Here is a 21112-nt window from a genome sequence, read left to right as displayed (position 1 = left end):
CTCTTAAGGCTGGTTCGCTCCCGGCTTATCCTTGTTGCGCGGAGCGTTTACCGGCTTTATAGCTTAATACAATTACTGCCAGCACTGCCGCAAACTGAACCAATACCAGCAAAAGCATACTATCAAAGGTTTTCTCTGGACTAGGGGCCAGCGGTGCGGCCGGGTCGAGTGGCGGATAGATGGTGCTGCCATTCAGAGGGTTGCTGAGGGTATACAGCAGCCCCGAGCACAAGCCGACAAATACTGTCCCCAAACCCAGCAGGACCCAGACCACGGGCGCATAACGCCTGTAGAGCAGGTAACTGACCACGCCTCCCAGCAGCAACGGCACAAAGAGCCCCGCCACCAGTAGGTAAGGCGCCACCACAACATAGGTATTGTGCAGCTGTATATCCACGCTGGGAGCTAGGAGCTGGTCGAATCCGAGGGCGGCACTGGTTAGGACCACGGCTAAGGCCAGGGTGCCTACCCCAATAGCGAGAATGGTGACGGAAGTTCGTTTGGCTGTTGACATGGATAAGGCTACTTCGGCAGCTCTTCCACCTTCGTAATGCGGGCCTGACCCCAGGGCGCCACGCTGACGTGCACCAGGAAGGGCCGCCGGCCGCCAGTCTTTTGCAGGCTCTTGCCCGTGGCTTCGGGCACGTAGTACCGCTCCAGGTTATAGCGCAGGCGCAGGCCATGGCGCCAGCTGTCCGTCACCCAGCCGCGTAGCACGGCCTGGTCGGGGCCGGGGTGGTGGGCTCGGTGGGGTATACGGCGGTGGCTTCGTAGGCGCCGTTGCGGGGCTGCAATACCACGTACACCGGCTGGTGCTTGCGGGGCGGTTCGGGGCCCCGCCAAAGCGTGGGTGGCACCTGACTGATGCTGTAATTAAGCCGCAGGTAGTCGCCGTAGAGCAGGTCGCGCGGGTCGACGGGGGTGGTACGTAGCGTAATGGTGCGGCCCAGGGCAGTGGTAGCATAGCCGGCCCCGGCCACGGCCAGCAGAAACAGCATCTGGGCCGCCACGGCCAGCCCGATCAGACGGCGGTGGGTGAAGAAGGAGGGAGTGGTAGTAGGGGCCATGCTTACTCGGGCTGTTTGGAAGACAACGACTGGGCATTCCTGCGCCGCAGATACCAGCTCATGCCCAGCAGCAGCACCCCGCCCACCAGGAAGAACAGCGACTTATCCATAAAGGCCCAGGTCAGCTTGAAGTAGGCCACCATAGTGGTTAGGATGAACAGGACGGTCCCCAGGGTGACCCGGTCGGGGTTATTTTCCTGGTGCGCCCGCCACAGCACCGTGCCCGAGTAGGCGTAGAGCACTACCAGCGTGGCAATGGCCAATGCCAGACCGCCGTGCAGGTAGAAGCCGGGCAGCAGCAGGAGCCAGTCGGTGGCGCTGCCGGGGCGGCCCCGGCGGTACTTGCCCCACCACGACAGGGCAAACACCGCCAGCAAGGCCCCGATGTAGGCCAGAAACGGTGGCCGCAGCATGCCGGCGTAGGTGTCGGCCTCGCCGTAGAGGGCCAGGCCCAGGGTAAACAGGAAAGCCGTGGCCAGGGCGGGGTTTGCAAAGCCCGGCCCGCCGACCGGTCGGTTTGCCAGTCGCCGACGGCGTAAATGAGCATGGCCGGAATAAAGAACCAGGTGATTTTGGCGTGCAGGTGCCCGATGAGCAGCCCTGCCTGCCAGAGCAGGCCCGTGGCCAGCACCGTGCCCAGCAGGGCATCGGGGTGGCGCCACCAGTAGTAGCCGAGGCCCACCACAGTAAGAGCGGCGGTAAGGTAACTGAACGAGCCCAGCTGCCCGGTGCTGTAGCCCTGCACGATACCCCCGATGCAGGCCATCAGCACGAAGATGGTGCGGCTGCGGTAGAGGTAGGTAAGGGCCGTGCCGGCCAGGGCCCAGGCCAGCAGGCCCGGGGCGTCGTAGCCGATTAGCTGGTACATCTGGCTGGTGAGAATAATGCCGCAGCCGAACAAGATCAAGCCCAGCCCAATCAGGCCAATGCCCAGGGACTCATTCTTGCGGGCCAGAAAATACTCGCCGCCGGCGTAGGCCCCGCCCATACTGCCCAGCAGCAGCAGCAGCCGGAGCCACTCGGGTAAGCCCTGCCAGTTGGCGGCCACCACGCTCAGGGCGCTCAGGCCCAGCAGCAGGGAGCCCAGCAGGGCAGCAGCCCCACCACGCGCTGTTCCTCGGGGTACAGAGCCAGGAGCTGCGCGTGCTGCTCCCGGGTAATAATGCCTTGGCGCACCCACTCGGGGCCGTCGGTTTCAAGCAGCTTGCGACTCATAGTTGGGGGTAACTTACGCAGAAACCCGGGGAAGGTGCGGCCGCTGGCTCCTGGCTACAGGTGGGCAGGACAAGCGGCAGCGGCTGTTGAAAGTAGTATTTATTCAAGAACAGAGGTCTGAGGAAGAAGCAAGGTAGCTGGCGGGAAGGTCCAGGGAGGTCCAGGAGAGAAGGCCGGTAGACGGGGAATAGAGCGAAGGAAAGTTTTTGCACTACGCCGGGAAGCCGACCGGCCGTTGGCCGCCGGGTTACTCCGCTGCTTTGCGGGCCCGGGTCATTTCGCGCTTGCCGGGCGGGCCGGGCAGCTTCTCGACCAGCCAGCCGGCTGCTTTCAGGCTACGGCGGAAGGAGCCCTTGGCGCAGTAGCTGACCAGGGTTCCGCCTGGGGCGGTGGCTTGGTAGAGCTGTTCGAACACGGCTTCGGTCCAGAGGTCGGGCTGCTTGTCGGGGGCAAAGGCGTCGAAGTAGATGACGTCGTAGCGGGCGGCAGCCAGGGCCGTGTCTTGCAGGGCTGCGGGCAGCTTGTGCAGCAGAAAATGCTCGGTCAGGTGCACCACTTCGTTCCAGGGGCGGCGTGCAGGTACTCGTGAAAGGCCAGCAGCTCGGGGTTGAGCACGTAGCGCTCCACGCCCAGGCTCTGGATGACGGTGGGCGGCAAGGGGTACTTCTCCAGCGTGTCGTACTCGATGATCTGACTGGCGCTCAGGCTGCGCTGCAGGGTGAGCAGGGCGTTGAGGCCGGTACCAAAGCCGATTTCGAGCACTCGCACCGGCTTGGGCTCGGTGAGGTGGGGCTCCAGACCGGCGGCCAGGTATACGTGCTGGGCCTCGCGCAGGGCCCCGTGGGTGGAGTGGTAGTGCTCATCCAGGGCGGGCACATAGAGGGTGCTGGAGCCGTCGGCTGTGGTTCTAACCTCTACTTTTACGCCGCCTTCCGTTTCGTGCATCATCATCTTTGTTTTTGGCAACATGGCCCGCGTAAAAGTAGCGTTACCCACCGCATATTCCCTGACGGTGCAGATTCCGGTCCGCATCACCGACCTTAATTACGGCAACCACCTGGGGAATGATGCCCTTCTGAGCATCCTGCACGAGGCCCGGGTGCAGTTTCTGCAGCACCTGGGGCTGCGGGAGGTAGACCCCGCCACCGGTCAGGGCGTCATCATGGCCGACGTGGCTATTGAGTACAAGGGGGAAGGCTTCTACGGCGACGTGCTGCACATTCAGCTGGCTGCCACCGAGGTCAGCAAGTACGGCTTCGACGTGGTGTACTGGGTGAAAAACCAGGACGGCCGCGAAATTGCCCGGGCCAAAACCGGCATGCTGCTCTTCGACTACACCACCCGCAAGCTGCGCCCCATGGATGCGACCATGGCCCAGCGCCTGGGCAGCGAAACCCAGCACTAACGATGTTTCAACTGCTGCTTATTTCCTCGCCCTGGTTTTTGCCCGAGGAGCACCATGTTTTGACTCAGCTGTTTGAAGCGGGCCTCACGTCCCTGCACCTGCGCAAGCCCGGCGCCTCGCGGGCCGAGGTGGAGGCCTACCTGCGCGCCGTGCCGGTCGAGTTTCACGGCCGTATTATGCTGCACCAGCACCACGAGCTGGCCCGCGACTACGCCCTGCAGGGCCTGCACCTGCCCGCCGCCACCCGGGGAAAATGGCGGGGCCGCCCGATGCCTGGACAGCACCTGTCCACCTCATTTCACAGCCTGGCCGAGGTTGAAAGGCACCGGCGCCGCTACCACCACGTGTTTTTGAGCCCCATCTTCAACAGCATCAGCAAAGTGGGCTACTCGGCTGCTTTCCAGGCGGCGGAGCTGCAAGCCGCCCTGCACCGCTGGGCCATCCGTCCCACGTTTCGGCCGCAGGTAATAGCCCTGGGCGGCATCGATGCCTCAACCCTGGGCCAGGCCCGGCAACTCGGCTTCGCGGGAGCCGCCGTGCTCGGGCCATCTGGCAGCACCCGAATCCGGTAGCCGTGTTCCGGGAGCTGCAGCAGGTAGCCGCGCAGCCTGTAGCGCCAGTTGTGTAGGTCAAGCTACTGCTGGGTTAGGGGCGGGCCAGAGCGGTTAAAGTCGGGTCCCAGTCTTTCCAGACCGGCTCGTAGCCCTGGCGGCGCAGCATAGCGGCAATTTCGGCGGGGCTACGCTCGTCGGATATTTCGAACTGCTCCAACGACTCGGGGCCACGGTGTAGCCGCCGGGGTTGGTTTTGGAGCCCGCGCTAATGCTGGTGATGCCCAGGCGGATGATATTGTCGCGGAAGCTGGGGCTTTCCCGGGTGGAAATGGACAGCTCCACTTCCTCGTTGAGCAGGCGGTAGGCGCAAACCAGCTGGACCAGCTCCCGGTCACTCATTTCCACTTTGGGCTGCAACAACCCCTCGGCCGGGCGCAGGCGCGGAAACGACAGGCTGTACTTGGTTTGCCAGTAGGTGCGTTCCAGGTAGTCGAGGTGGAGGGCGGTGTAGAAGGAGTCGGTGCGCCAGTCTTCCAGGCCGAAGAGCACGCCCAGGCCCATCTTGTGAATACCGGCCCGGCCCAGGCGGTCGGGCGTGTCGAGGCGGTAGTGAAAGTTCGACTTCTTGCCCTTGGGGTGATGTTGGCGGTAGTCGGCCTGATGGTAGGTTTCCTGGTATACCAGCACCGTGTTCAGCCCCTGCGGAATGAGCCGCTCGTAGTCGGCCTGGTCGAGGGGCTGTACTTCCATGGAAATGTGGGAGAAGTGTGGCCTTAGCGTTTGCAGGGCCTTTTCCAGGTAGTCGACGCCCACGGTCTGGTTGGCTTCACCCGTCACGAGCAGCACATGGTCGTAGCCCCATTCTTTGAGTACGGCCGCTTCCTGCAGCATTTCCACGCTGCTCAAAGTGCGCCGCCGAATCTTGTTGTCGAGGCTGAAGCCGCAGTAGGTGCAGATGTTCTGGCACTCGTTGCTCAGATACAGCGGCACGTAGAGCTGTACCGTATTGCCGAACCGCCGGCGCGTGAGCTGCTGACTGAGCCGGGCCATCTGCTCCAGGTAAGGAGCCGCCGCGGGCGAAATCAGGGCCTGAAAATCGTCCAGGGTGCGCCTGGGCGAAGTCAGGGCCCGCTCCACGTCGGCCGCGGTTTTGGCGTAGATGCTGGCTTTGACGTCGTCCCAGGTGCGGGCTTCGAAGATGGGGCGGAAGCTCATGGGTGAGGTAGGTTAAAAAAAGGCGGTCATGTCGACCGCAGGGAGACATCTCGCGTGCTGATGTAGGAGGAGTAATTAGATTACCACCATTGCAGGCGAGATGTCTCCCTACGGTCGACATGACGTTCTTAAGGTTAAAATTGCCAACCAACAACTATTCGCTAATCCAGAAAGGCCGTGAGTGGGGAGCTGGCTACGGCGTGCGTTACCGGGGCGGCGAGCTTGGCTTCGTAGGCCAGGCGGCCGGCTTCCACGGCCAGGCGGAAGGCGTGGGCCATGGCCACCGGCCGCCCGGCCACGGCTATGGCGGTATTCACCAGTACCGCGTCGGCACCCATTTCCAGGGCCGCGGCGGCGTGCGAGGGGGCCCCAATGCCGGCGTCGACTACCACCGGCACCCGGCTCTGGCTTATGATGATTTCCAGGAATTCGCGGGTCAGCAGGCCTTTGTTGGAACCGATGGGGGCGCCCAGGGCATCACGGCGGCCACGCCCACTTCCTCCAGGCGCTTGCACAGCACCGGGTCGGCGTGAACGTAGGGCAGCACCACAAAGCCCAGCTTCACCAGCTCCTCGGCCGCCTTAAGGGTTTCAACCGGGTCGGGCAGCAGGTACTTGGGGTCGGGGTGAATTTCGAGCTTGAGCCAATCAGTTTCCAGGGCCTCGCGGGCCAATTGGGCGGCAAACACGGCTTCCTTGGCCGTGCGCACCCCGGAGGTGTTGGGCAGGAGGCTGAACTGCGCGTGACCCAGGTGGCGGAGCAGGTCGTCTTCGGCCGAAGTCACGTCGACGCGCTTCAAAGCCACCGTCACCAGCTCCGAGCCGGAGGCCAGCAGGGCTTCTTCCATCAATGCGGCCGAGCTGAACTTGCCCGTGCCGGTAAACAGGCGGGACGAAAACGTGCGGCCGGCAATAACCAATGGTTGAGTTTTCATAGGGTAAGCTCCTGCAAGTAGTTGACAAACTGTGCGGCCGCGCTGGGTAGGTCGTCCGTGTTGGCAATGGCGCCCGATATGGCCACGCCGTGCAGGCCGGTGAGCTGCAGCGCTTTCACGTCGGCCAACGTTATGCCGCCAATGCCGATAATGGGCACTGTGAAGCCCGCTGCTGCGCATTGCTCGAGAATGTCCGTGTAGCCTTCCAGCCCCAGAATAGGGCTTAGCTTTTCCTTGGTAGTCGTAAAACGGAAAGGCCCCAGCCCGATGTAGTCGACGCCGGCCTGCACCAGCTGCTCAATGTCCTCGAAAGTGTTGGCCGTACCACCCAGGATTTTATCAGGTCCTAGCAGCGCCCGGGCCTCAGCCGCGGGCATATCCTGCTTGCCCAGGTGCACGCCGTCGGCTCCGATTGCCAGGGCCAGTGCGGGGTTGTCGTTGATGATAAGCGTGGCGCCGTAGCGTTGGCACACGGCCTGGGTGTTTAGGGCCAGTTGCTTCCAGTGGTTGGGAGCCGCATTTTTCACCCGGAGCTGCACCCAGCGCACTCCGCCGCGGCAGGCCTGCTCGGCGTGCTCGGGCCGGTTGGTTATGAAATGAAGGTTACTGATCTGCATACGGCGGAGAAAGAGGAAGAGAGTGGTAGCCGAGCAGCGTGTCGTTGCTGGCCAGAAAGGTGGTGGTGTAGTGCTTGCCCAGCCGGCAGGCGTCGGGCAAGGAGTTTCCTAAAGCCAGCTGCGCCAGAACAGCGGCCGACAGCACGCAGCCGCTGCCGTGCTTTTCGCCGTGGGGCAGGCGGGGCTGGGTAAAGTGGTAGTTCTCCCCATCAAAAAACAGCGTGTCCACGGCCTCATGGCCGCTGCCGTGGCCGCCTTTAAGCAGCACGGGACAAAACATGGCCGCGTCGGCAGCGGCAGCCTCGGCCGAAGTTGCCGGCCACAGCCGTAGCATCTCCGGCAGATTCGGGGTGATGAGCGTACACTCAGCCAGCAGCTTCAGCACCAGCTTCCAATCGGGATGCTGGTGAAACTCGTAGCCGGCCGTAGCCTTCAGCACCGGGTCCCAGACGATGCAGGCGGCCGGGCGCAGCTGCCGCAGCCACCGCAGCAGCTCCAGCAGCTTCGCTAGACTCTCAAACAGCCCGATCTTGATGTAGTCGACCGGAAAACGCTCCAGCAACAGCCCGATCTGGTCCTGGATATCGGCCAGCGGCACCCAGTTCACCCGCTCAAAAGTTATGTCGTTCTGCACTGTCAGGGCCGTGCATACGCCCAGCCCATATACGCCGTGAGCTTCCAGCGTCTTGCAGTCGGCCAGCAGGCCGGCCCCGGCGCTGGGGTCGAAGCCGGCTATGCTCAGGGCGTACGGGCGGGTTGTGGGCATCGGAGTTGGTAAAAAAGAACGTCATGTCGAGCCTTCGCGAGACATCTCGCCTGGCCTCGTTGCAATGCTAGCTGATTACCACTGCAGGCAAGATGTCTCGCGAAGGCTCAGCATGAAGGGCGGCTTAGCCGGCAGCGACTAAGCGTCTACAGGTAGATTTCACTGCCTTTGTTGACAAACTCCCGCGACTTCTCGGCCATGCCGGAAGCCAGCACTTGGGCGGCCGTCATATCCTGGGTGGCGGCGTAGTCGCGCACTTCCTGGGTGATTTTCATCGAGCAAAAGTGGGGACCGCACATCGAGCAGAAGTGGGCTACTTTGGCGCCTTCGGCCGGCAGGGTTTCGTCGTGGTACTCCCGGGCTGTGTCGGGGTCCAGGCTCAAGTTGAACTGGTCTTCCCAGCGGAACTCGAACCGGGCCTTGCTCAGGGCGTTGTCGCGGTATTGGGCGCCCGGGTGGCCCTTGGCCAGGTCGGCGGCGTGGGCGGCTATTTTGTAGGCAATAACCCCGTCTTTCACGTCCTGCTTGTTGGGCAAACCTAGGTGCTCTTTGGGCGTCACGTAGCAAAGCATGGCCGTGCCGAACCAGCCAATCATGGCCGCTCCGATGGCCGAGGTGATATGGTCGTAGCCGGGCGCAATGTCGGTGGTCAGCGGGCCCAGGGTGTAGAATGGCGCCTCATGACACTCCTTGAGCTGCTTGTCCATGTTCTCCTTAATCAGGTGCATGGGCACGTGGCCGGGGCCTTCGATCATCACCTGCACGTCGTGGGCCCAGGCAATCTTGGTCAGCTCGCCCAGGGTTTCGAGCTCGGCAAACTGGGCCTCGTCGTTGGCATCGGCAATGGAGCCGGGCCGCAGACCGTCGCCCAAGGAAAAGGCCACGTCGTAAGCCTTCATGATCTGGCAGATTTCCTCGAAATGGGTGTACAGAAAGCTTTCCTGGTGGTGGGCCAGGCACCACTTGGCCATAATCGAGCCCCCACGCGAGACGATGCCGGTAACCCGCTTGGCCGTCATCGGGATGTAGCGCAAGAGCACCCCGGCGTGAATCGTGAAGTAGTCCACGCCCTGCTCGGCCTGCTCGATGAGCGTGTCGCGAAACAGCTCCCAGGTCAGATCCTCGGCCTTGCCGTTCACTTTCTCCAGGGCTTGGTAAATCGGGACCGTGCCCACCGGCACCGGGCAGTTGCGGATAATCCATTCCCGCGTCTCGTGAATGTTCTTGCCCGTGCTCAGGTCCATCAGCGTGTCGCCGCCCCAGCGGCAGCTCCACACGGCCTTGTCCACCTCTTCCTCGATGCTGGACGTGACGGCCGAGTTGCCGATGTTGGTGTTGATTTTTACCAGGAAGTTGCGCCCGATAATCATGGGCTCGGCTTCGGGGTGGTTGATGTTGGAGGGAATCACGGCCCGGCCGGCGGCTACTTCCTGGCGCACGAATTCGGGCGTAATATAGCCCTGGGGCGTGCGTGCGCCGAAGCTGTGCCCGCGGTGCTGCACCCGCAGCGGGTCATCCTGGGCCAACTGGTCGATACGCTGGTTTTCCCGGATGGCAATGTATTCCATTTCGGGCGTGATAATGCCCTGGCGGGCGTAGTGCATCTGGCTCACGTTGCGGCCCGCTTTAGCCCGGTACGGCCGGCGGATGTGCTCAAAGCGCAGCGCGTCCAGCGAAGCATCGGCGGCCCGCTGCTGCCCATATTCCGACGAGGTGCCGGGGAGCTGCTCCACGTCGCCGCGGCCCAGAATCCACTCCTCGCGCAGGCGAGGCAACCCTTTTTTCAGGTCGATGGCCATATTCGGGTCGGTGTAGGGGCCGCTGGTGTCGTACACGGTTACCGGCAGGTTTTGCTCGGTGGGATTCACGAAGTCGAACTTGCGCTGGGTGTCGCTGAGCACGATTTCGCGCATGGCCACCCGCAGGTCGGGGTAGAGCTGGCCGGGCACGTAGATCTTGCGCGAGCCGGTCAGGGGCTGGCGCTCCACCAGCGTCTGCTGGGGGCTTGGTCTTTTTTCTTCATCGGAAAAGGAAGTGGAAACGGGTCGGCGGCGCGGCCTAGCCCCCTTGGGTGGCGCGAATAATCGTAATCCGGTCGTGGGCCCGCAGCTCGTGGGCGGGCCAGTCGGGGCGGGGCACTACCACGTCATTCACGGCCACGGCAATGCCGCGCAGGTGCAGCAGCTGCAACTGGTCGAGGGTGGCCGTCAGGGTAGGGGAAACCGGGGCCTCGCAAGGTTTATCGTTGACAAATAGCGTCATGCAACAAGCAGAGTAGCAGGTTGATGGAGTCAGAACAATAAACGATAGGACGGCGTACGCCACGGGCACAGAGCGTCCCGTTTCTGGTCACTTTTCCCTTCGCCAGCATTACCTGGATCAGGTTCCAAGGGTATTTCTCAGTCCCGCGTAGCAGAACACCCCTAAAGTTTATGCCGGCAAGGTAAGGGAATTTGTGAAATGGCGAGGTTGCGAAATTATGATGTTGCAATCCGTGCTTTCTTTCCCTGTCATTGCGAGGAGGGACGACGGAGCAATCCATCCTCTGAAATGTGCCGGGCCCTCTAACTTGATAAGCCTTCACCGTTATAACAGGAAAGGCTTTCTGGGTAAAGGTCATTTCGTATTGCGCAGAGGACGGATTGCTTCGCTTTGCTCGCAATGACAGGCAAAAGGCGGCACTTTTTTCAGCGTCAGCGGGTTAGACAATGTTCTAGCAGATAGGACGCACATCTTCGGCTTCCGCTATAGTATCTTTGCAGTTATGATGATTGACCTGCCCGTTGTTTCCAAGCGCGACATCCGCAAACTCACCCCCGACGAGCTCAAAGCCTTTATGGTGGAGCACGGCGAAAAACCCTTCCGCGCCAAGCAGGTGCTGGAGTGGCTGTGGAAGAATACCGCGGCCTCGTTTGAGGAAATGAACAACATTTCCCTGGCCACTCGCGAGTTGCTGGCCAAGCACTTCGTCATCAACGGCGTGACGGTTCAGAATCAACAACTCAGCAACGACGGCACCATCAAGTCGGCCTTCCGGCTGCACGACGGCAACATCGTGGAGGGCGTGCTCATCCCGCACGACACGCGCATGACGGCCTGCATTTCCTCGCAGGTGGGCTGCTCGCTCACGTGTAAGTTTTGCGCTACGGGCTACATGGAGCGCAAGCGCAACCTGGACGCGGCCGAAATCTACGACCAGGTGGTGCGCATCCGGGAGCAGTGCGAGGCCCAGTATGGCACGCCGCTCACCAACATCGTGTACATGGGCATGGGCGAGCCGCTGCTCAACTACGCCAACGTGGTAAAGAGCGTGGAGCGCATCACCGCCCCCGACGGCCTGAACATGGCCCCACGCCGCATTACGATTAGCACCGCCGGCATTGCCAAGATGATCAAGAAGCTGGCCGACGACGATGTGAAGGCTAATCTGGCCCTCTCGTTGCACGCCCCCAACGACGTGAAGCGCAACGAGATTATGCCCATCAACGAGGCCAACTCCCTGGCCGCGCTGAAGGACGCGCTGCAGTACTACCACCAGAAAACTGGCCGCAAAGTCACCTACGAATACATCGTGTTCGAGAACTTCAACGACACGCTGGAGGACGCCGCCGAGCTCTACCAGATTTCGAAGTGGCTGCCCTGCAAGGTGAATTTGATTGAGTACAACCCCATCGAAAACGCCAGCTACCAGAACGCGGAAGCCGACAAAATCACGGCCTTCCACAAGTTTCTGGCCGACCGCGGCGTGCAAACCAACATCCGCCGCTCCCGCGGTAAAGACATTGATGCCGCCTGCGGACAGCTGGCGGTAAAGGAAAAAGCCGAGTTGGCGTAGTCCTTCCAACCAGAATACTACCGAACGCCACACGGCCCGCTTTCTATGGCAGAGAGCGGGCCGTGTGGCATTTGAGGTTGAATGTCAGCGTTACTTGACGTTGGCCAGCATCATCAGAATGTTTGGGCATTGCGTGCCCATTTGCAGGCCGAGCTTGGTGCCCACAGCCCGCATACGTTCCGAGTCGAGGAAGATGTCGGCGCCGTACTGCTGGGTAAGCTCCTTGGCGTGAGCCTTCATGCTTTTCTGCACTACTTCCTGCAGCACCTCCGACCGTTTTTCGGGCGTGAGGGCGTTCAAGTCCTGCTTTTTCTGGCGGGCTTCCAGGTCGTGGCAGACTTCTACAGCCATCGGCTGCAGGATCTTAGCTTCGGCGGCAGGTATCGGCTGCTTTTTGCTGATTTCCTGCGCGCCCATTTTCATAAACAGCGGCTGCGTGATAGGACACTCCTTTAGCAGCCACAGCCCAATTTTCTTCCCAAGGATTTCTCCGTATTTGTTGGCACCGGCCGGGTTACTGGTCAGAGCCGTAACCAGCTCCGGACTAGTCGAGGCGCTGCTCATGATGAGGCGCACGAAGAGCTGCTGGGCTTCCTGGGCTGTAAGATTTTCGAGGGGCTGCTTGGCATTTTCCGCCGTCAGCTGCCGGCACATATCGGCCCCCACTGTCTGAATAATTTTCTTCTCGGTCAGACTGTCGCTTAAGGCTGTCGTCTGGGCCTGGGCCCGCTGACCAACCGTACACAGGCTCACGAATAATATCAGGGTAACTATCAGTTTCTGCATCCGGCAAAGGTAGTATAGTCGAAGGCCACTGTCAGCGCCGGCCTCGTAAGAAACGGCTGGGATGCTTGCGGGTAATGGACTATGAGTAGAGAAGTAGATTGAGGGTAACCACCGACAGCATCGGTGCATGAGTTTGGCGAGTAGTGTTAGAACAGAAGCCGGATGTGCGCAGCCGCCAAGTCGTTACAAAATCAACTACGGAACACCTCATTGGCCCGGGGTAGCTACTTTTTGTGGCCGCGCCGGGCAGGGGTTGCCTTGGTAGGCTGAGCGGGCTCTGGTTCCTTCGATTGCTTTTGCAGATTTGCCATGCCCCGATCCACCCGTAAGAGACCGGTGAGGTCGGGGCATTCCTCGAACATCACTTGGTCAACATTAAGCCACATGTTGTCTTCCAGCCGCGCATCGTTCAGCAGTTCGTCGCCGAAGGCAATGAGGATAGTCTGCCCATGACGCCTTATAGCAGCAATCCGGGCTTGATAATATAGTTCCAGCCGTTCAGTTGGCAAGCGGCGGCTGAAGGCCTGGACAGAATTCAGCGCAGCCATCTGCCCGCATAGGTCCAACGCTACGGTGCGGACAATCTGTTGCTGGGAAGCCGATAAGTTGGTATCGAGGTTAGTCATCTGAATGCCCAGCTGAACCAGCAGCTTGTTCGCCAGTGGGCAAACCGTGCGCAGACCCAGCACTGCGTTTATCGAAAGGCGCTGAACCGCCGCATCCTCACTAGATGCCCGCAGAACAAACGTATTGAATTCGGTTGAATCCCGAATGATGACGTTCGTTAGCATATCCTGCAACAACCCCATACCCTGAGCCTTCGTCAGCACCGAGAAATCCTGATGGCGGCTTTCCAGGTCTATCTGCTCGCAAAGCCTTTGGGTAAACAAGCGCGTGATGCGGGCCTCACCCGCCACCGTATCGGCGGGGGCACCTCCGGGCCGGGCGGCTTGGGCGCTAGTTTGGGCAAAGCCGGTAAAGAATTGGCCGCAACAAGCGAGCAGCAACACGACCCGAAGGATAACACTTTTCATCAAGGGCAAAAGTAGCGTAGCGCCCCTGATAAATGGTGTTGAAAGTCAACAGTAAGTGCGAGTTGGCAGACAGACTTAGTTGCCCGAGTGGTAAGCCTAGCTTTTGAAGCGGCCCGTAGAGCGGGGCCGGCCGGTGCTGATTTCCTCCTTGGTTTCGCCCTCGGGCACTTCCCGGGTTTCGATGCGCACGGCGTGGTGCTTGGGCTGCACTTTCTGACCAAAGGCGTCGGCAAACTCCTGGGTAAACTCGGCCCCGAAGAAGATGATAAGCGCCGAGTAGTTAACCCAGACCAGCAGCACAATGGCCGAGCCGGCGGCCCCGAAAGCCGAGCCCGGATCAGCCTTGGCAATGTAGAAGGCAATCAGGAATTTGCCCAGCACAAAAAGCAGGGCCGTGATAAAGGCCCCGATGCCCACGTCGCGCCAGCGGATAATGGCATCGGGCAGAAAGCGGTAAATCAGGGCGAAAAGCAGGGACGTGACGGCCAGCGACAAAATAAAGTCGACAAGGCGAATAACGACCACGCCGATTTCGGGAAACCACTGCTGCAGCTGGCCCGTGAAGGCGCTCAGCACGGCGCTTACCACAAAGGAAATAAGCAGCAGCAAGGCCACGCTCAAGATCAGGCCGAAGGAAAGCAGCCGGTCGCGCACAAACTGCCAGATGCCGTTGCGGGGCTTTACTTTCAGGTTCCAGATGTCGTTGATGCTTTCCTGCAGCGTCACAAAGAACGTGGTGGCAGCAAAAATCAGCGCCCCGATGCCGATGATGGAAGCCACGCCGCTTTTCTGCTGCTTGGTGAACTCGGCAATGGAATCCTGCAGAAACTTGGCCGAGTCGGCGCCCAGAAAGCCCCGCATCTGCCCGTAGACCTGGCCCGTCACGGCCTCGGTGCCATACATGGAGCTGGCTACCGTAATGACAATGAGCAGCAGGGGCGGCAGCGAGAAAATGGTGTAGTAGGACAGGGCCGCGGCGTGCCGGAACGAGTTATTGGTCATAAACTCGCTGGCCGTGGTTTTAAGGATACCGACAATATCGGAGAAGCGGTAGTGTGTGGCCATGGGGCGGAAAGCTGGAAGGAGTAAGTACGAGTTAGTACGGGCTACCGGCCGCGGCGTTTAGTTGAGCTGACCAAAACCATCCGGTATGCGTACAGTTGCTAGCTTTAGCCGGGCGCAAATGCCCCGTCGTCCCATCTACTCTGCCCCATGATTCTTTCCCGTTCCTTCCTGTCGTTGCTGCTCGGCACTGGCCTGGCCCTGCTGCTCACCGGCCCCAGCGCCTGCACTTCCTCCAAAACGCTGCCCGCCGGCACAACTGAGGCCACTGGCAAGGTACTGAGCTACCCTACTGCGCCGGGCTTCGACCAGGCCGGCTCTGACGCCCGCGCCCAAGCCTGGGCCGACACGGTGATGCAAAACATGGGCGGCTACCCGGCCTGGCAGCAAACCCGCCTGCTGGGCTGGGATTTTCTGGACGGCTCCTACCAGCTCTGGGACAAGCACACCGGCGACTTCCGCTGGCAGAAAGACACGCTGGTGGCCGTGTATAACCTCAACACCAAGCAGGGCCATACCTACAGCAAGGGGCAGGACATTTCGACCACCGAGAAGGGCAAGAAGCTGCTGGACCGGATGTACCCGATTTGGGTCAACAACTCCTGGTGGCTGCTGATGCCCTTCAAGCTCAAGGACTCGGGCGTGACGCTCACCTACAAGGGCGCGGGTCAGCTCATGGACGGTTCTCCGGCCGAGGTGCTCAACATGACCTTCAAAAACGTAGGCGTGACGCCCGACAACAAGTACGAAGTCTACATCAACCCCAAAACCAAGCTGGTGGAAGAGTGGGCTTACTTCCCCAAGGCCACCGACGCCCAGCCCGCCTTTCGCCGCCGCTGGACCGAGTACAAGCAGTACGGCCCCCTGAAGCTGGCCGCCGACCGCACCGACGGCAAAGATGGCCGCCGCCTGGGCCACATTACGGCCAGCACCACCGTGCCGGCAGGCGTGATGCAGAACCCGGCGCCCATTGCGCGGCTGGAGTAGACTTTATTTGGCAAAGTCCCAGCGCAGCGTCACGATTGGGGCCTGGCGGATGGCTTCGCTTAGTTCCTCGTCGTCCTTGAACTGCAACTGACTTAGCTGGCAGGCTTCCACGCTTACGGAGAATTCCTTGGCCGCAAACGGCCAGGGCGTAATCGTGACCGGGCCCCCGGTGGCGGGCTGGGCTACCTCGTGGCGCTGCCCGTCGGGGCCGGTACTGATTTCGAGGTGGCGGCCCATTTCGGGCAACTCCTGCCGGCACAGAATCAGGCTGAGCCGGTCGCACCACTGCATCAGGTCATAGGCTTGCTGAGCTTCGGCCTTGGTAATGTGCAAGGCCCGGCGCCAGCGCTGCTGACAGGCTTTCTGCTCGTCGAGGAACTGGTCGGTTTCGGGCTGCTGGCCGCGTAGGCTTTCGTAGAGGAAGCTCATGTGCATGCTGGTGAGCAGGCTGCGCCACTGTCCCTGGAAGCGGGCGGCCCGCATTACGCCGGTGGCCTGGGGCAGGGAGAATTCCTTCATGGTAAAGTTGGCGGGGGCTCCGGCCGGCGTGAGGCCGTAGTGGCCGTCCCAGTGTTCCTGCTCGTCGTCGTGCTGGGCAATGGCAGCCAGCAAACCCACCCACCGGTCGGTGGGGCCAAAGGGCTGCCACTGCCAGGCCAGCTGGGCCGCGAGCAGGGCGTGGGCCTGCTGGTAGATAATCTGCCAGCCGTCGGGGGTAAGGTTTACTATCATGGAAGAAGTAAGCGGTGATTAACGCGTGCGGACGAACTTACGGGCTGGGGTCGGGTTAGTTGATGAGTTGTTTCGGGCAGCAGTAGCCCAAACAGCAGCTGACCCATGGCGGCACAGGTTTTTAAGGTGGCTGATGCGTTTTACTGAGGTATTCTACCTTTGTTTACGCCGGCAACCGCGTAGCTGCCTAGTGCCGTATCAGAGTAGCCGACTGTCTTTTCCTTGTTCTTATGAATCCACACGTTCAACAAATTCTCGATAATCCGCTAGCCGCCGCGGCTATTGTCGGCAACCTGGTCATTATCGAGAGCCTGTTGTCGGTAGATAATGCGGCGGTGCTGGCCACCATGGTCGGCGACTTGCCCAAGGAGCAGCGGCAGAAGGCGTTGCGTTACGGCATCATCGGGGCTTACGTGTTTCGGGGCCTGTGCATTCTGTTTGCCTCTTTTCTGATTGAGTTCTGGTTTCTCAAGCCTCTGGGTGGCCTTTATCTGCTGTACCTGGCCTACAACCAGTTCAAGCCCAAACGCTCTTATTCCTCGGACGACGAGGACGAAATCGACAAGGACAAAAGCTGGCTTTACAAGCGCACCTTGGGCCTGTTCGGCAAGTTCTGGGCCACGGTAGCGCTGATTGAGCTCATGGACCTGGCCTTCAGCATCGACAACGTGTTTGCCGTCGTCGCCTTTACCGACAACCTGATTCTGATCTGCCTGGGCGTGTTTATCGGTATTCTGGCCATGCGGCTGGTGGCCCAGGCCTTTGTGCTGCTCATGGCCAAGTACCCGTTTCTGGAAACGGCGGCCTTTCTGGTTATCGGCATTCTGGGCCTGAAGCTGATGCTGAGCTTGTTCGAGCATTATCTGCCCAACCACCCCTTCAGCACCTTCCTGGGCAGCCACGGCGCCGATGTAGGCCTGACGCTCGTCACCGTAGGCTGCTTTGTGGTGCCGCTTATTACCTCGTGGCTCTTCAATGTGCCCCGCCACATGACTATGCCCAAGATGCCGAAGCGCAAGCCAGGCGGAGAAGAAAAGCAGCCGGTGGGGTAAGCAGCCTCGAAAGAAACTATAGTGTTTTGCTCTGGCATTCGGCTACACAAAGTAGGTAGCGGGTGGTCAGCATCATGTACGCCAGAGGCCGTGCGCGTTCAGCCGGCGGAAGGAGGAGCAAGAATTATTCGTTTATTGAAGACAAAATAGTGCGGCGGCCTTGGCAGAAAATTGTCGAGTAGCCATGTATTCCTACCTCTTCTATTCCTGTTGCTATGCGCTTCAGTACCCAACGCCTGTGGGCCGGTTTGTTTATGCTGTTGCTAGTGGGGGCACCTGGAGTGCTGCAGGCCCAAAGCTGGGAGCGGGTTATGGCCCTGGCCGCAACTCCCAGCAGCGAGTTCACCTTTTGTAACACTACCTGCTATGATGCAGCCGGTAACTTAGTCGTCGCCGGCTCTTTCGGAGGGTCCCTGACGCTAGGCTCCTTTACACTGACCAGCGCTGGCAAGCGCGACATCTTTGTGGCCCGGCTCAGTCCGGCGGGGCAATGGACACAGGCAGTGCGAGCCGGCGGCACCGGTGACGACGGAGCCACTGCTTTGCTCTTGCTGCCCGGCGGTGAGTTGGCAGTAGCTAGTTCCTTCGAGAACTCCCTGACGCTGGGCTCGTCTATGCTAACCAGTGCCGGCAAGCGCGACATCTTTGTGGCCCGGCTCAGTCCGGCGGGGCAGTGGACGCAGGCAGTGCGGGCCGGAGGCAGCGAAGACGATGGAATAAGTGCCCTAAGCCTGGATGCCGCCGCGCAACTAGTAGCTGTAGGTTCGTTCGTTAGTCCTACGGTCACTTTCGGGACTTTTATACTTCAGAACACGATCCGGCCCACGAACCCCCTAGTTACCCTCACCCCGACGTGTTTGTCGCTCGCCTCAACGCAGCCGGACAGTGGACTCAGGCCGTGAGCTGTTACGGGAATTATTACGACAGCGCTAGTGCTGTGGCTGCTTATCCTGATGGCTCAGTGCTAGTAGCTGGACAGTACAACAGCTCAGACTTCAGGATGGGCAACAGCCTACTGAGCAGCGCCGGCCCTCCCTACTCGAACATCTTTATGGGGCGGTTGAGTGCCGATGGCGAATGGTCAGAAGTCACCCAGCTGGGAGGCGACCAAGAGGAGCAGCTCGGTCAGGTAGCCCTCGATGCGGCTGGCAACCTGACCTTGGTGGGCTCTTTCAGTGGCTCTACCCTAGCCGTGGGAAGCACTACGCTCAGTAACGCCGGTCCCGTCGGTACCTCCGACATCTTTGTAGCTCGCCGTAACGCGGCGGGGCAGTGGACCCTGGCCGTGCGGGCTGGGGGCACCAGCAACGACAAGGCTCTGAACGTTGCTCCCGGCGCTAATGGTACAGCTACCGTAGCAGGCTACTTTAGTAGTTCTACGGCTACGCTTGGCCCCTTCACGCTCTCTAACGCCGACGCTTCTGCGGCTACTACCGATGTATTTGTGGCCCAGCTCGACGCCGCGGGAGCCTGGGTGTCGGCCCTGACAGCGGGCGGGGTTGATAATCAGCGAGTGAGTGCTCTGGCTACCGATGGGCGCGGAGGGGAACTGTTGTCGGCTATTCGCAAGGGGCTAGCGTCACGTTTGGCTCTACTACGGTCAGCTCAGTCAGCTCTCTTTACGGTTTGGTTGGGCAGTTTAGTGGCCTAGTTACCGGTACTCGGGCTGCTGCGCCAGCAGAGCTATTCAGCCTGGCTCCCAACCCCACTGCTACACAGGCCCGTCTCACCTGGCCCGCCGCCACGGCGGCGCCGAGAGCCGTGCTGGTACTCGATGCCCTGGGCCGCGAAATGTGCCGCCAGACGCTGCCCGCCCGCACCACCACTATGGAGCTCAATGTAACCGGCCTGCAGTCGGGTATGTATCTGGTGCGCTGTGGGGCCGCTGTAAGTCGGTTAGTGGTAGAGTGAGATGAGCGGAGTAATACCTCGAATCAGCCTTTAGCCAACGGGCCCCGTCTTGTACAAGACGGGGGCCGTTGCGTGGTAGGAAACTACTGAAAGGGCCGCTGATTAGGCCGGCTGGAGTTGCTGCTTCAGGTGTAGCAGCATGTCCTGGGTCATTTTGTCGAGGTCGAAGTCGGGCTGCCAGTTCCAGTCCCGGCGGGCGTGCTGGTCGTCGATGCTGGCGGGCCAGGAGTTGGCAATCTGCTGCCGGGAGTCGGGCTGGTAGGTAACCTGGAAGTCGGGTAGGTGGCGCTGGATGCTGGCCGTAATTTCCTTGGGGCTGAAGCTCATGGCACCCAGGTTGTAGGAGCTACGAATTTTGATTTGCTCGGCCGGAGCGTGCATCAAATCCAGGGTGGCTTTCAGCGCGTCGGGCATGTACATCATCGGCAGGTAGGTGTCTTCCTCCAGAAAACACTCGTAGCTCTGGCCGGCCACGGCTTTGTGGTAGATGTCGACGGCGTAGTCGGTGGTGCCGCCGCCGGGCAGGCTCTTGTAGCCAATCAGGCCGGGGTAGCGCAGGCTGCGCACATCCAGGCCGTGCTTGCGGAAATACCACTCGCACCACTGCTCCCCGGCCAGCTTGCTGATGCCGTACACCGTGTTGGGGTTCATCACCGTGAGCTGGGGCGTATTCTCGCGGGGCGTATCGGGGCCAAAAACGGCGATGCTGCTGGGCCAGTACACGCGCTGCACGCCCAGGTCCACGGCTGCGTCGAGGACGTGAAACAGGCCGTCCATGTTGAGCTGCCAGCCAAACTTGGGGTTCTTTTCGGCCGTGGCCGACAGCAAAGCCGCCAGGTGATACACCTGCTTAGGCTTGTACTGGCGAATTACTTCTTCCAGCCGATTTTTGTCCAGCACGTCGAGCAGCTCAAACGGACCGCTTTCCGTGGTGGCCGCGTCTTTGGGCGCCCGCACGTCCGCGGCCACCACGTGGGAGGCGCCGTAGCGCTGGCGCAGTTCGTGGGTGAGCTCCAGGCCAAGCTGGCCGCCGGCGCCGATAACGAGGATAGTGTCGCTGGGAGTAGACTGCATGTTGAGTGGGGGTGGGAGAGTGGTAGAGGGTGGGGCTGCAAAGATACCGCACAGACGCGGTTTGTGGGGCGGGGCTGCCCGTGGAGCTGGTACGTAGGCAGCCGGGGCCGGGGTTGGTCGGGTAAGTGGTTCGGGCCTAATATATTGGTGACCGGTACAGGATTTTTCCCTGATACAACCGCCCGCCCCGAATGCGGCTCCGCTTGGGTACGGTCCGGCTTGCCGGTCACTTCATCCCTCTTCTGTTCTGAGCAATGCGTCGTTTTCTTTCTCTGCTTGTTTGCGCCCTGCACCTGGCTACGGCCAGCTTTACCCAAACTAAACCGCCGGTTATCTACCGCAACCTGGTGATGGAAGGCGGCGGCATCCGGGGCATTGCCTACGGCGGGGCTCTGGCGGAGCTCGAGAAGCAGGGCGTACTGGCCGGTATCCGGCGGGTGGGCGGCACTTCGGCCGGGGCCATTCAGGCGGCCTTGCTAGCCGTGGGCTATTCACCGGCCGAGATTATTACGGTGGTAAACGAGATGCCGGTGCAGCGCCTCAACGATGGCCGCCTGATGTTCTTTGGGGCAGCACTCGGCTTATCAAACAGTACGGCTGGTACCGCGGCGACCAGTTTACCCGCTTCATGGGCGAGCTGGTGGCCCGCAAAACCGGCTCGGCCGACCTCACCCTGGGCCAGCTGCACGCGTTGGCGACGCAAGGCAAAGGCCGCGACCTGTACACCACCGGCACCAACCTGACGCGGCAGTGCGGGCAGGTGTTCAGCTACGAAACCCACCCCGATATGCGCGTAGCTGATGCAGTGCGCATTTCGATGAGTATTCCGCTCTACTTCCGGGCCGTGCTCCTCGATGCCTAGGGCC

Annotated in this window: 24 protein-coding genes, 4 pseudogenes and 1 riboswitch; of the genes and pseudogenes, 10 read left to right on the top strand and 18 right to left on the bottom strand. The window is 61.0% G+C overall.

Annotated elements, in window-relative coordinates; genetic code table 11:
• Positions 1 to 25: 25 nt before the first annotated feature.
• From MUN79_RS03095 to MUN79_RS03065, 7 genes and pseudogenes are all read right to left on the bottom strand, one after another.
• Positions 26 to 514, bottom strand: a complete 489-nt coding sequence (locus MUN79_RS03095) for a hypothetical protein (protein WP_244676339.1) — start codon at positions 512 to 514, stop codon at positions 26 to 28.
• A gap of 8 nt (positions 515 to 522) precedes the next feature.
• Positions 523 to 998 (bottom strand): annotated as a pseudogene (locus MUN79_RS31680) (GDYXXLXY domain-containing protein).
• 71 nt (positions 999 to 1069) lie between these two features.
• Positions 1070 to 1330, bottom strand: coding sequence for a hypothetical protein (locus MUN79_RS03085; protein WP_244676338.1), 261 nt, complete (start codon positions 1328 to 1330; stop codon positions 1070 to 1072).
• Positions 1309 to 2118: a DUF2157 domain-containing protein gene (locus tag MUN79_RS03080; protein ID WP_511177057.1), complete on the bottom strand. Its 810-nt coding sequence runs from the start codon at positions 2116 to 2118 to the stop codon at positions 1309 to 1311. Before MUN79_RS03080 ends, MUN79_RS03085 begins: the two co-directional genes overlap by 22 nt.
• A gap of 11 nt (positions 2119 to 2129) precedes the next feature.
• Entirely contained in the window at positions 2130 to 2282 is a 153-nt protein-coding gene (locus MUN79_RS03075) for a DUF2157 domain-containing protein (protein ID WP_244678420.1), read from the bottom strand.
• A 247-nt stretch (positions 2283 to 2529) separates the two neighbouring features.
• Positions 2530 to 2838 (bottom strand): MnmC family methyltransferase, encoded by a 309-nt coding sequence (locus MUN79_RS03070; RefSeq protein ID WP_244676337.1) that lies wholly within the window; start codon positions 2836 to 2838, stop codon positions 2530 to 2532.
• Positions 2826 to 3251, bottom strand: a complete 426-nt coding sequence (locus tag MUN79_RS03065; RefSeq protein ID WP_244676336.1) for a hypothetical protein — start codon at positions 3249 to 3251, stop codon at positions 2826 to 2828. The genes MUN79_RS03070 and MUN79_RS03065 overlap by 13 nt, the downstream gene beginning before the upstream one ends.
• Between MUN79_RS03065 and MUN79_RS03060 the strand changes: the two genes are divergently transcribed.
• Positions 3250 to 3687 carry a thioesterase family protein gene (locus MUN79_RS03060; RefSeq protein WP_244676335.1) on the top strand — a complete coding sequence of 146 codons (438 nt, stop codon included), beginning with the start codon at positions 3250 to 3252 and terminating at the stop codon, positions 3685 to 3687. The two genes, MUN79_RS03065 and MUN79_RS03060, sit on opposite strands and share 2 nt — an antisense overlap.
• A 2-nt stretch (positions 3688 to 3689) precedes the next feature.
• Positions 3690 to 4259: a thiamine phosphate synthase gene (locus MUN79_RS03055; protein WP_244676334.1), complete on the top strand. Its 570-nt coding sequence runs from the start codon at positions 3690 to 3692 to the stop codon at positions 4257 to 4259.
• Positions 4260 to 4332: 73 nt separating this feature from the next.
• Here MUN79_RS03055 and thiH read toward each other — a convergent pair.
• The 6 genes and pseudogenes from thiH to thiS form a co-directional block, all read right to left on the bottom strand.
• A pseudogene (thiH, locus tag MUN79_RS03050) lies at positions 4333 to 5456 on the bottom strand (2-iminoacetate synthase ThiH).
• A 161-nt stretch (positions 5457 to 5617) separates the two neighbouring features.
• A pseudogene (locus MUN79_RS03045) lies at positions 5618 to 6390 on the bottom strand (thiazole synthase).
• The gene (locus MUN79_RS03040) at positions 6387 to 7007 is read right to left on the bottom strand and encodes a thiamine phosphate synthase (protein WP_244676333.1); all 621 of its coding nucleotides are present in this window, start codon (positions 7005 to 7007) and stop codon (positions 6387 to 6389) included. Before MUN79_RS03040 ends, MUN79_RS03045 begins: the two are co-directional and overlap by 4 nt.
• Complete coding sequence (locus MUN79_RS03035) at positions 6994 to 7773, bottom strand: hydroxymethylpyrimidine/phosphomethylpyrimidine kinase (protein ID WP_244676332.1); 780 nt, start codon at positions 7771 to 7773, stop codon at positions 6994 to 6996. The genes MUN79_RS03040 and MUN79_RS03035 overlap by 14 nt, the downstream gene beginning before the upstream one ends.
• Before the next feature lie 146 nt (positions 7774 to 7919).
• Positions 7920 to 9761: a phosphomethylpyrimidine synthase ThiC gene (thiC, locus tag MUN79_RS03030; protein WP_311136641.1), complete on the bottom strand. Its 1842-nt coding sequence runs from the start codon at positions 9759 to 9761 to the stop codon at positions 7920 to 7922.
• A 70-nt stretch (positions 9762 to 9831) separates the two neighbouring features.
• Positions 9832 to 10035: a sulfur carrier protein ThiS gene (gene thiS, locus MUN79_RS03025; protein WP_244676331.1), complete on the bottom strand. Its 204-nt coding sequence runs from the start codon at positions 10033 to 10035 to the stop codon at positions 9832 to 9834.
• A 77-nt stretch (positions 10036 to 10112) separates the two neighbouring features.
• Positions 10113 to 10208, bottom strand: a riboswitch (TPP riboswitch).
• 332 nt (positions 10209 to 10540) lie between these two features.
• Between thiS and rlmN the strand changes: the two genes are divergently transcribed.
• Positions 10541 to 11608 (top strand): dual-specificity RNA methyltransferase RlmN, encoded by a 1068-nt coding sequence (gene rlmN / locus MUN79_RS03020; RefSeq protein WP_375378235.1) that lies wholly within the window; start codon positions 10541 to 10543, stop codon positions 11606 to 11608.
• Between the two features lie 90 nt (positions 11609 to 11698).
• Here rlmN and MUN79_RS03015 read toward each other — a convergent pair whose 3' ends face one another.
• The 3 genes from MUN79_RS03015 to MUN79_RS03005 form a co-directional block, all read right to left on the bottom strand.
• Positions 11699 to 12394: a hypothetical protein gene (locus tag MUN79_RS03015; protein ID WP_244676329.1), complete on the bottom strand. Its 696-nt coding sequence runs from the start codon at positions 12392 to 12394 to the stop codon at positions 11699 to 11701.
• 224 nt (positions 12395 to 12618) lie between these two features.
• Positions 12619 to 13428: a hypothetical protein gene (locus MUN79_RS03010; protein WP_244676328.1), complete on the bottom strand. Its 810-nt coding sequence runs from the start codon at positions 13426 to 13428 to the stop codon at positions 12619 to 12621.
• Positions 13429 to 13524: 96 nt separating this feature from the next.
• Positions 13525 to 14493, bottom strand: coding sequence for a YihY/virulence factor BrkB family protein (locus tag MUN79_RS03005; RefSeq protein WP_244676327.1), 969 nt, complete (start codon positions 14491 to 14493; stop codon positions 13525 to 13527).
• Positions 14494 to 14640: 147 nt separating this feature from the next.
• Between MUN79_RS03005 and MUN79_RS03000 the strand changes: the two genes are divergently transcribed.
• The gene (locus MUN79_RS03000; RefSeq protein ID WP_244676326.1) at positions 14641 to 15477 is read left to right on the top strand and encodes a DUF6503 family protein; all 837 of its coding nucleotides are present in this window, start codon (positions 14641 to 14643) and stop codon (positions 15475 to 15477) included.
• Positions 15478 to 15480: 3 nt separating this feature from the next.
• Here the strand turns inward: MUN79_RS03000 and MUN79_RS02995 are convergent, their stop codons facing one another.
• Positions 15481 to 16209: a DUF3891 family protein gene (locus MUN79_RS02995; protein WP_244676325.1), complete on the bottom strand. Its 729-nt coding sequence runs from the start codon at positions 16207 to 16209 to the stop codon at positions 15481 to 15483.
• A 230-nt stretch (positions 16210 to 16439) separates the two neighbouring features.
• On the opposite strand from MUN79_RS02995, the gene MUN79_RS02990 reads away from it, so the two are divergent.
• The 4 genes from MUN79_RS02990 (at position 16440) to MUN79_RS02975 (ending at position 19172) form a co-directional block, all read left to right on the top strand.
• Entirely contained in the window at positions 16440 to 17261 is an 822-nt protein-coding gene (locus tag MUN79_RS02990) for a MeeY/MeeF family manganese export membrane protein (protein WP_244676324.1), read from the top strand.
• Positions 17262 to 17476: 215 nt separating this feature from the next.
• On the top strand, positions 17477 to 18163 hold the full coding sequence (locus tag MUN79_RS02985) for a hypothetical protein (protein ID WP_244676323.1): 687 nt from the start codon (positions 17477 to 17479) through the stop codon (positions 18161 to 18163).
• 98 nt (positions 18164 to 18261) lie between these two features.
• On the top strand, positions 18262 to 18912 hold the full coding sequence (locus MUN79_RS02980) for a hypothetical protein (RefSeq protein WP_244676322.1): 651 nt from the start codon (positions 18262 to 18264) through the stop codon (positions 18910 to 18912).
• A complete protein-coding gene (locus MUN79_RS02975) occupies positions 18888 to 19172 on the top strand; it encodes a T9SS type A sorting domain-containing protein (RefSeq protein ID WP_244676321.1) in 285 nt (94 codons plus the stop codon). Before MUN79_RS02980 ends, MUN79_RS02975 begins: the two co-directional genes overlap by 25 nt.
• A 102-nt stretch (positions 19173 to 19274) precedes the next feature.
• On the opposite strand, the gene MUN79_RS02970 is transcribed toward MUN79_RS02975, so the two are convergent.
• Complete coding sequence (locus MUN79_RS02970) at positions 19275 to 20246, bottom strand: NAD-dependent epimerase/dehydratase family protein (RefSeq protein WP_244676320.1); 972 nt, start codon at positions 20244 to 20246, stop codon at positions 19275 to 19277.
• 254 nt (positions 20247 to 20500) lie between these two features.
• Here MUN79_RS02970 and MUN79_RS31675 point away from each other — a divergent pair.
• Together MUN79_RS31675 and MUN79_RS31670 are read left to right on the top strand one after the other, a co-directional pair.
• Positions 20501 to 20767, top strand: a pseudogene (locus tag MUN79_RS31675) (patatin-like phospholipase family protein); the annotation flags it as partial.
• Between the two features lie 62 nt (positions 20768 to 20829).
• Complete coding sequence (locus tag MUN79_RS31670) at positions 20830 to 21108, top strand: patatin-like phospholipase family protein (RefSeq protein ID WP_375378234.1); 279 nt, start codon at positions 20830 to 20832, stop codon at positions 21106 to 21108.
• Positions 21109 to 21112 lie beyond the last annotated feature (4 nt).

The sequence above is a fragment of the Hymenobacter cellulosilyticus genome, from assembly GCF_022919215.1.
GTDB classification, from domain to species: Bacteria; Bacteroidota; Bacteroidia; order Cytophagales; family Hymenobacteraceae; genus Hymenobacter; species Hymenobacter cellulosilyticus.
This window is presented reverse-complemented; position numbering and strand designations above follow the sequence as displayed.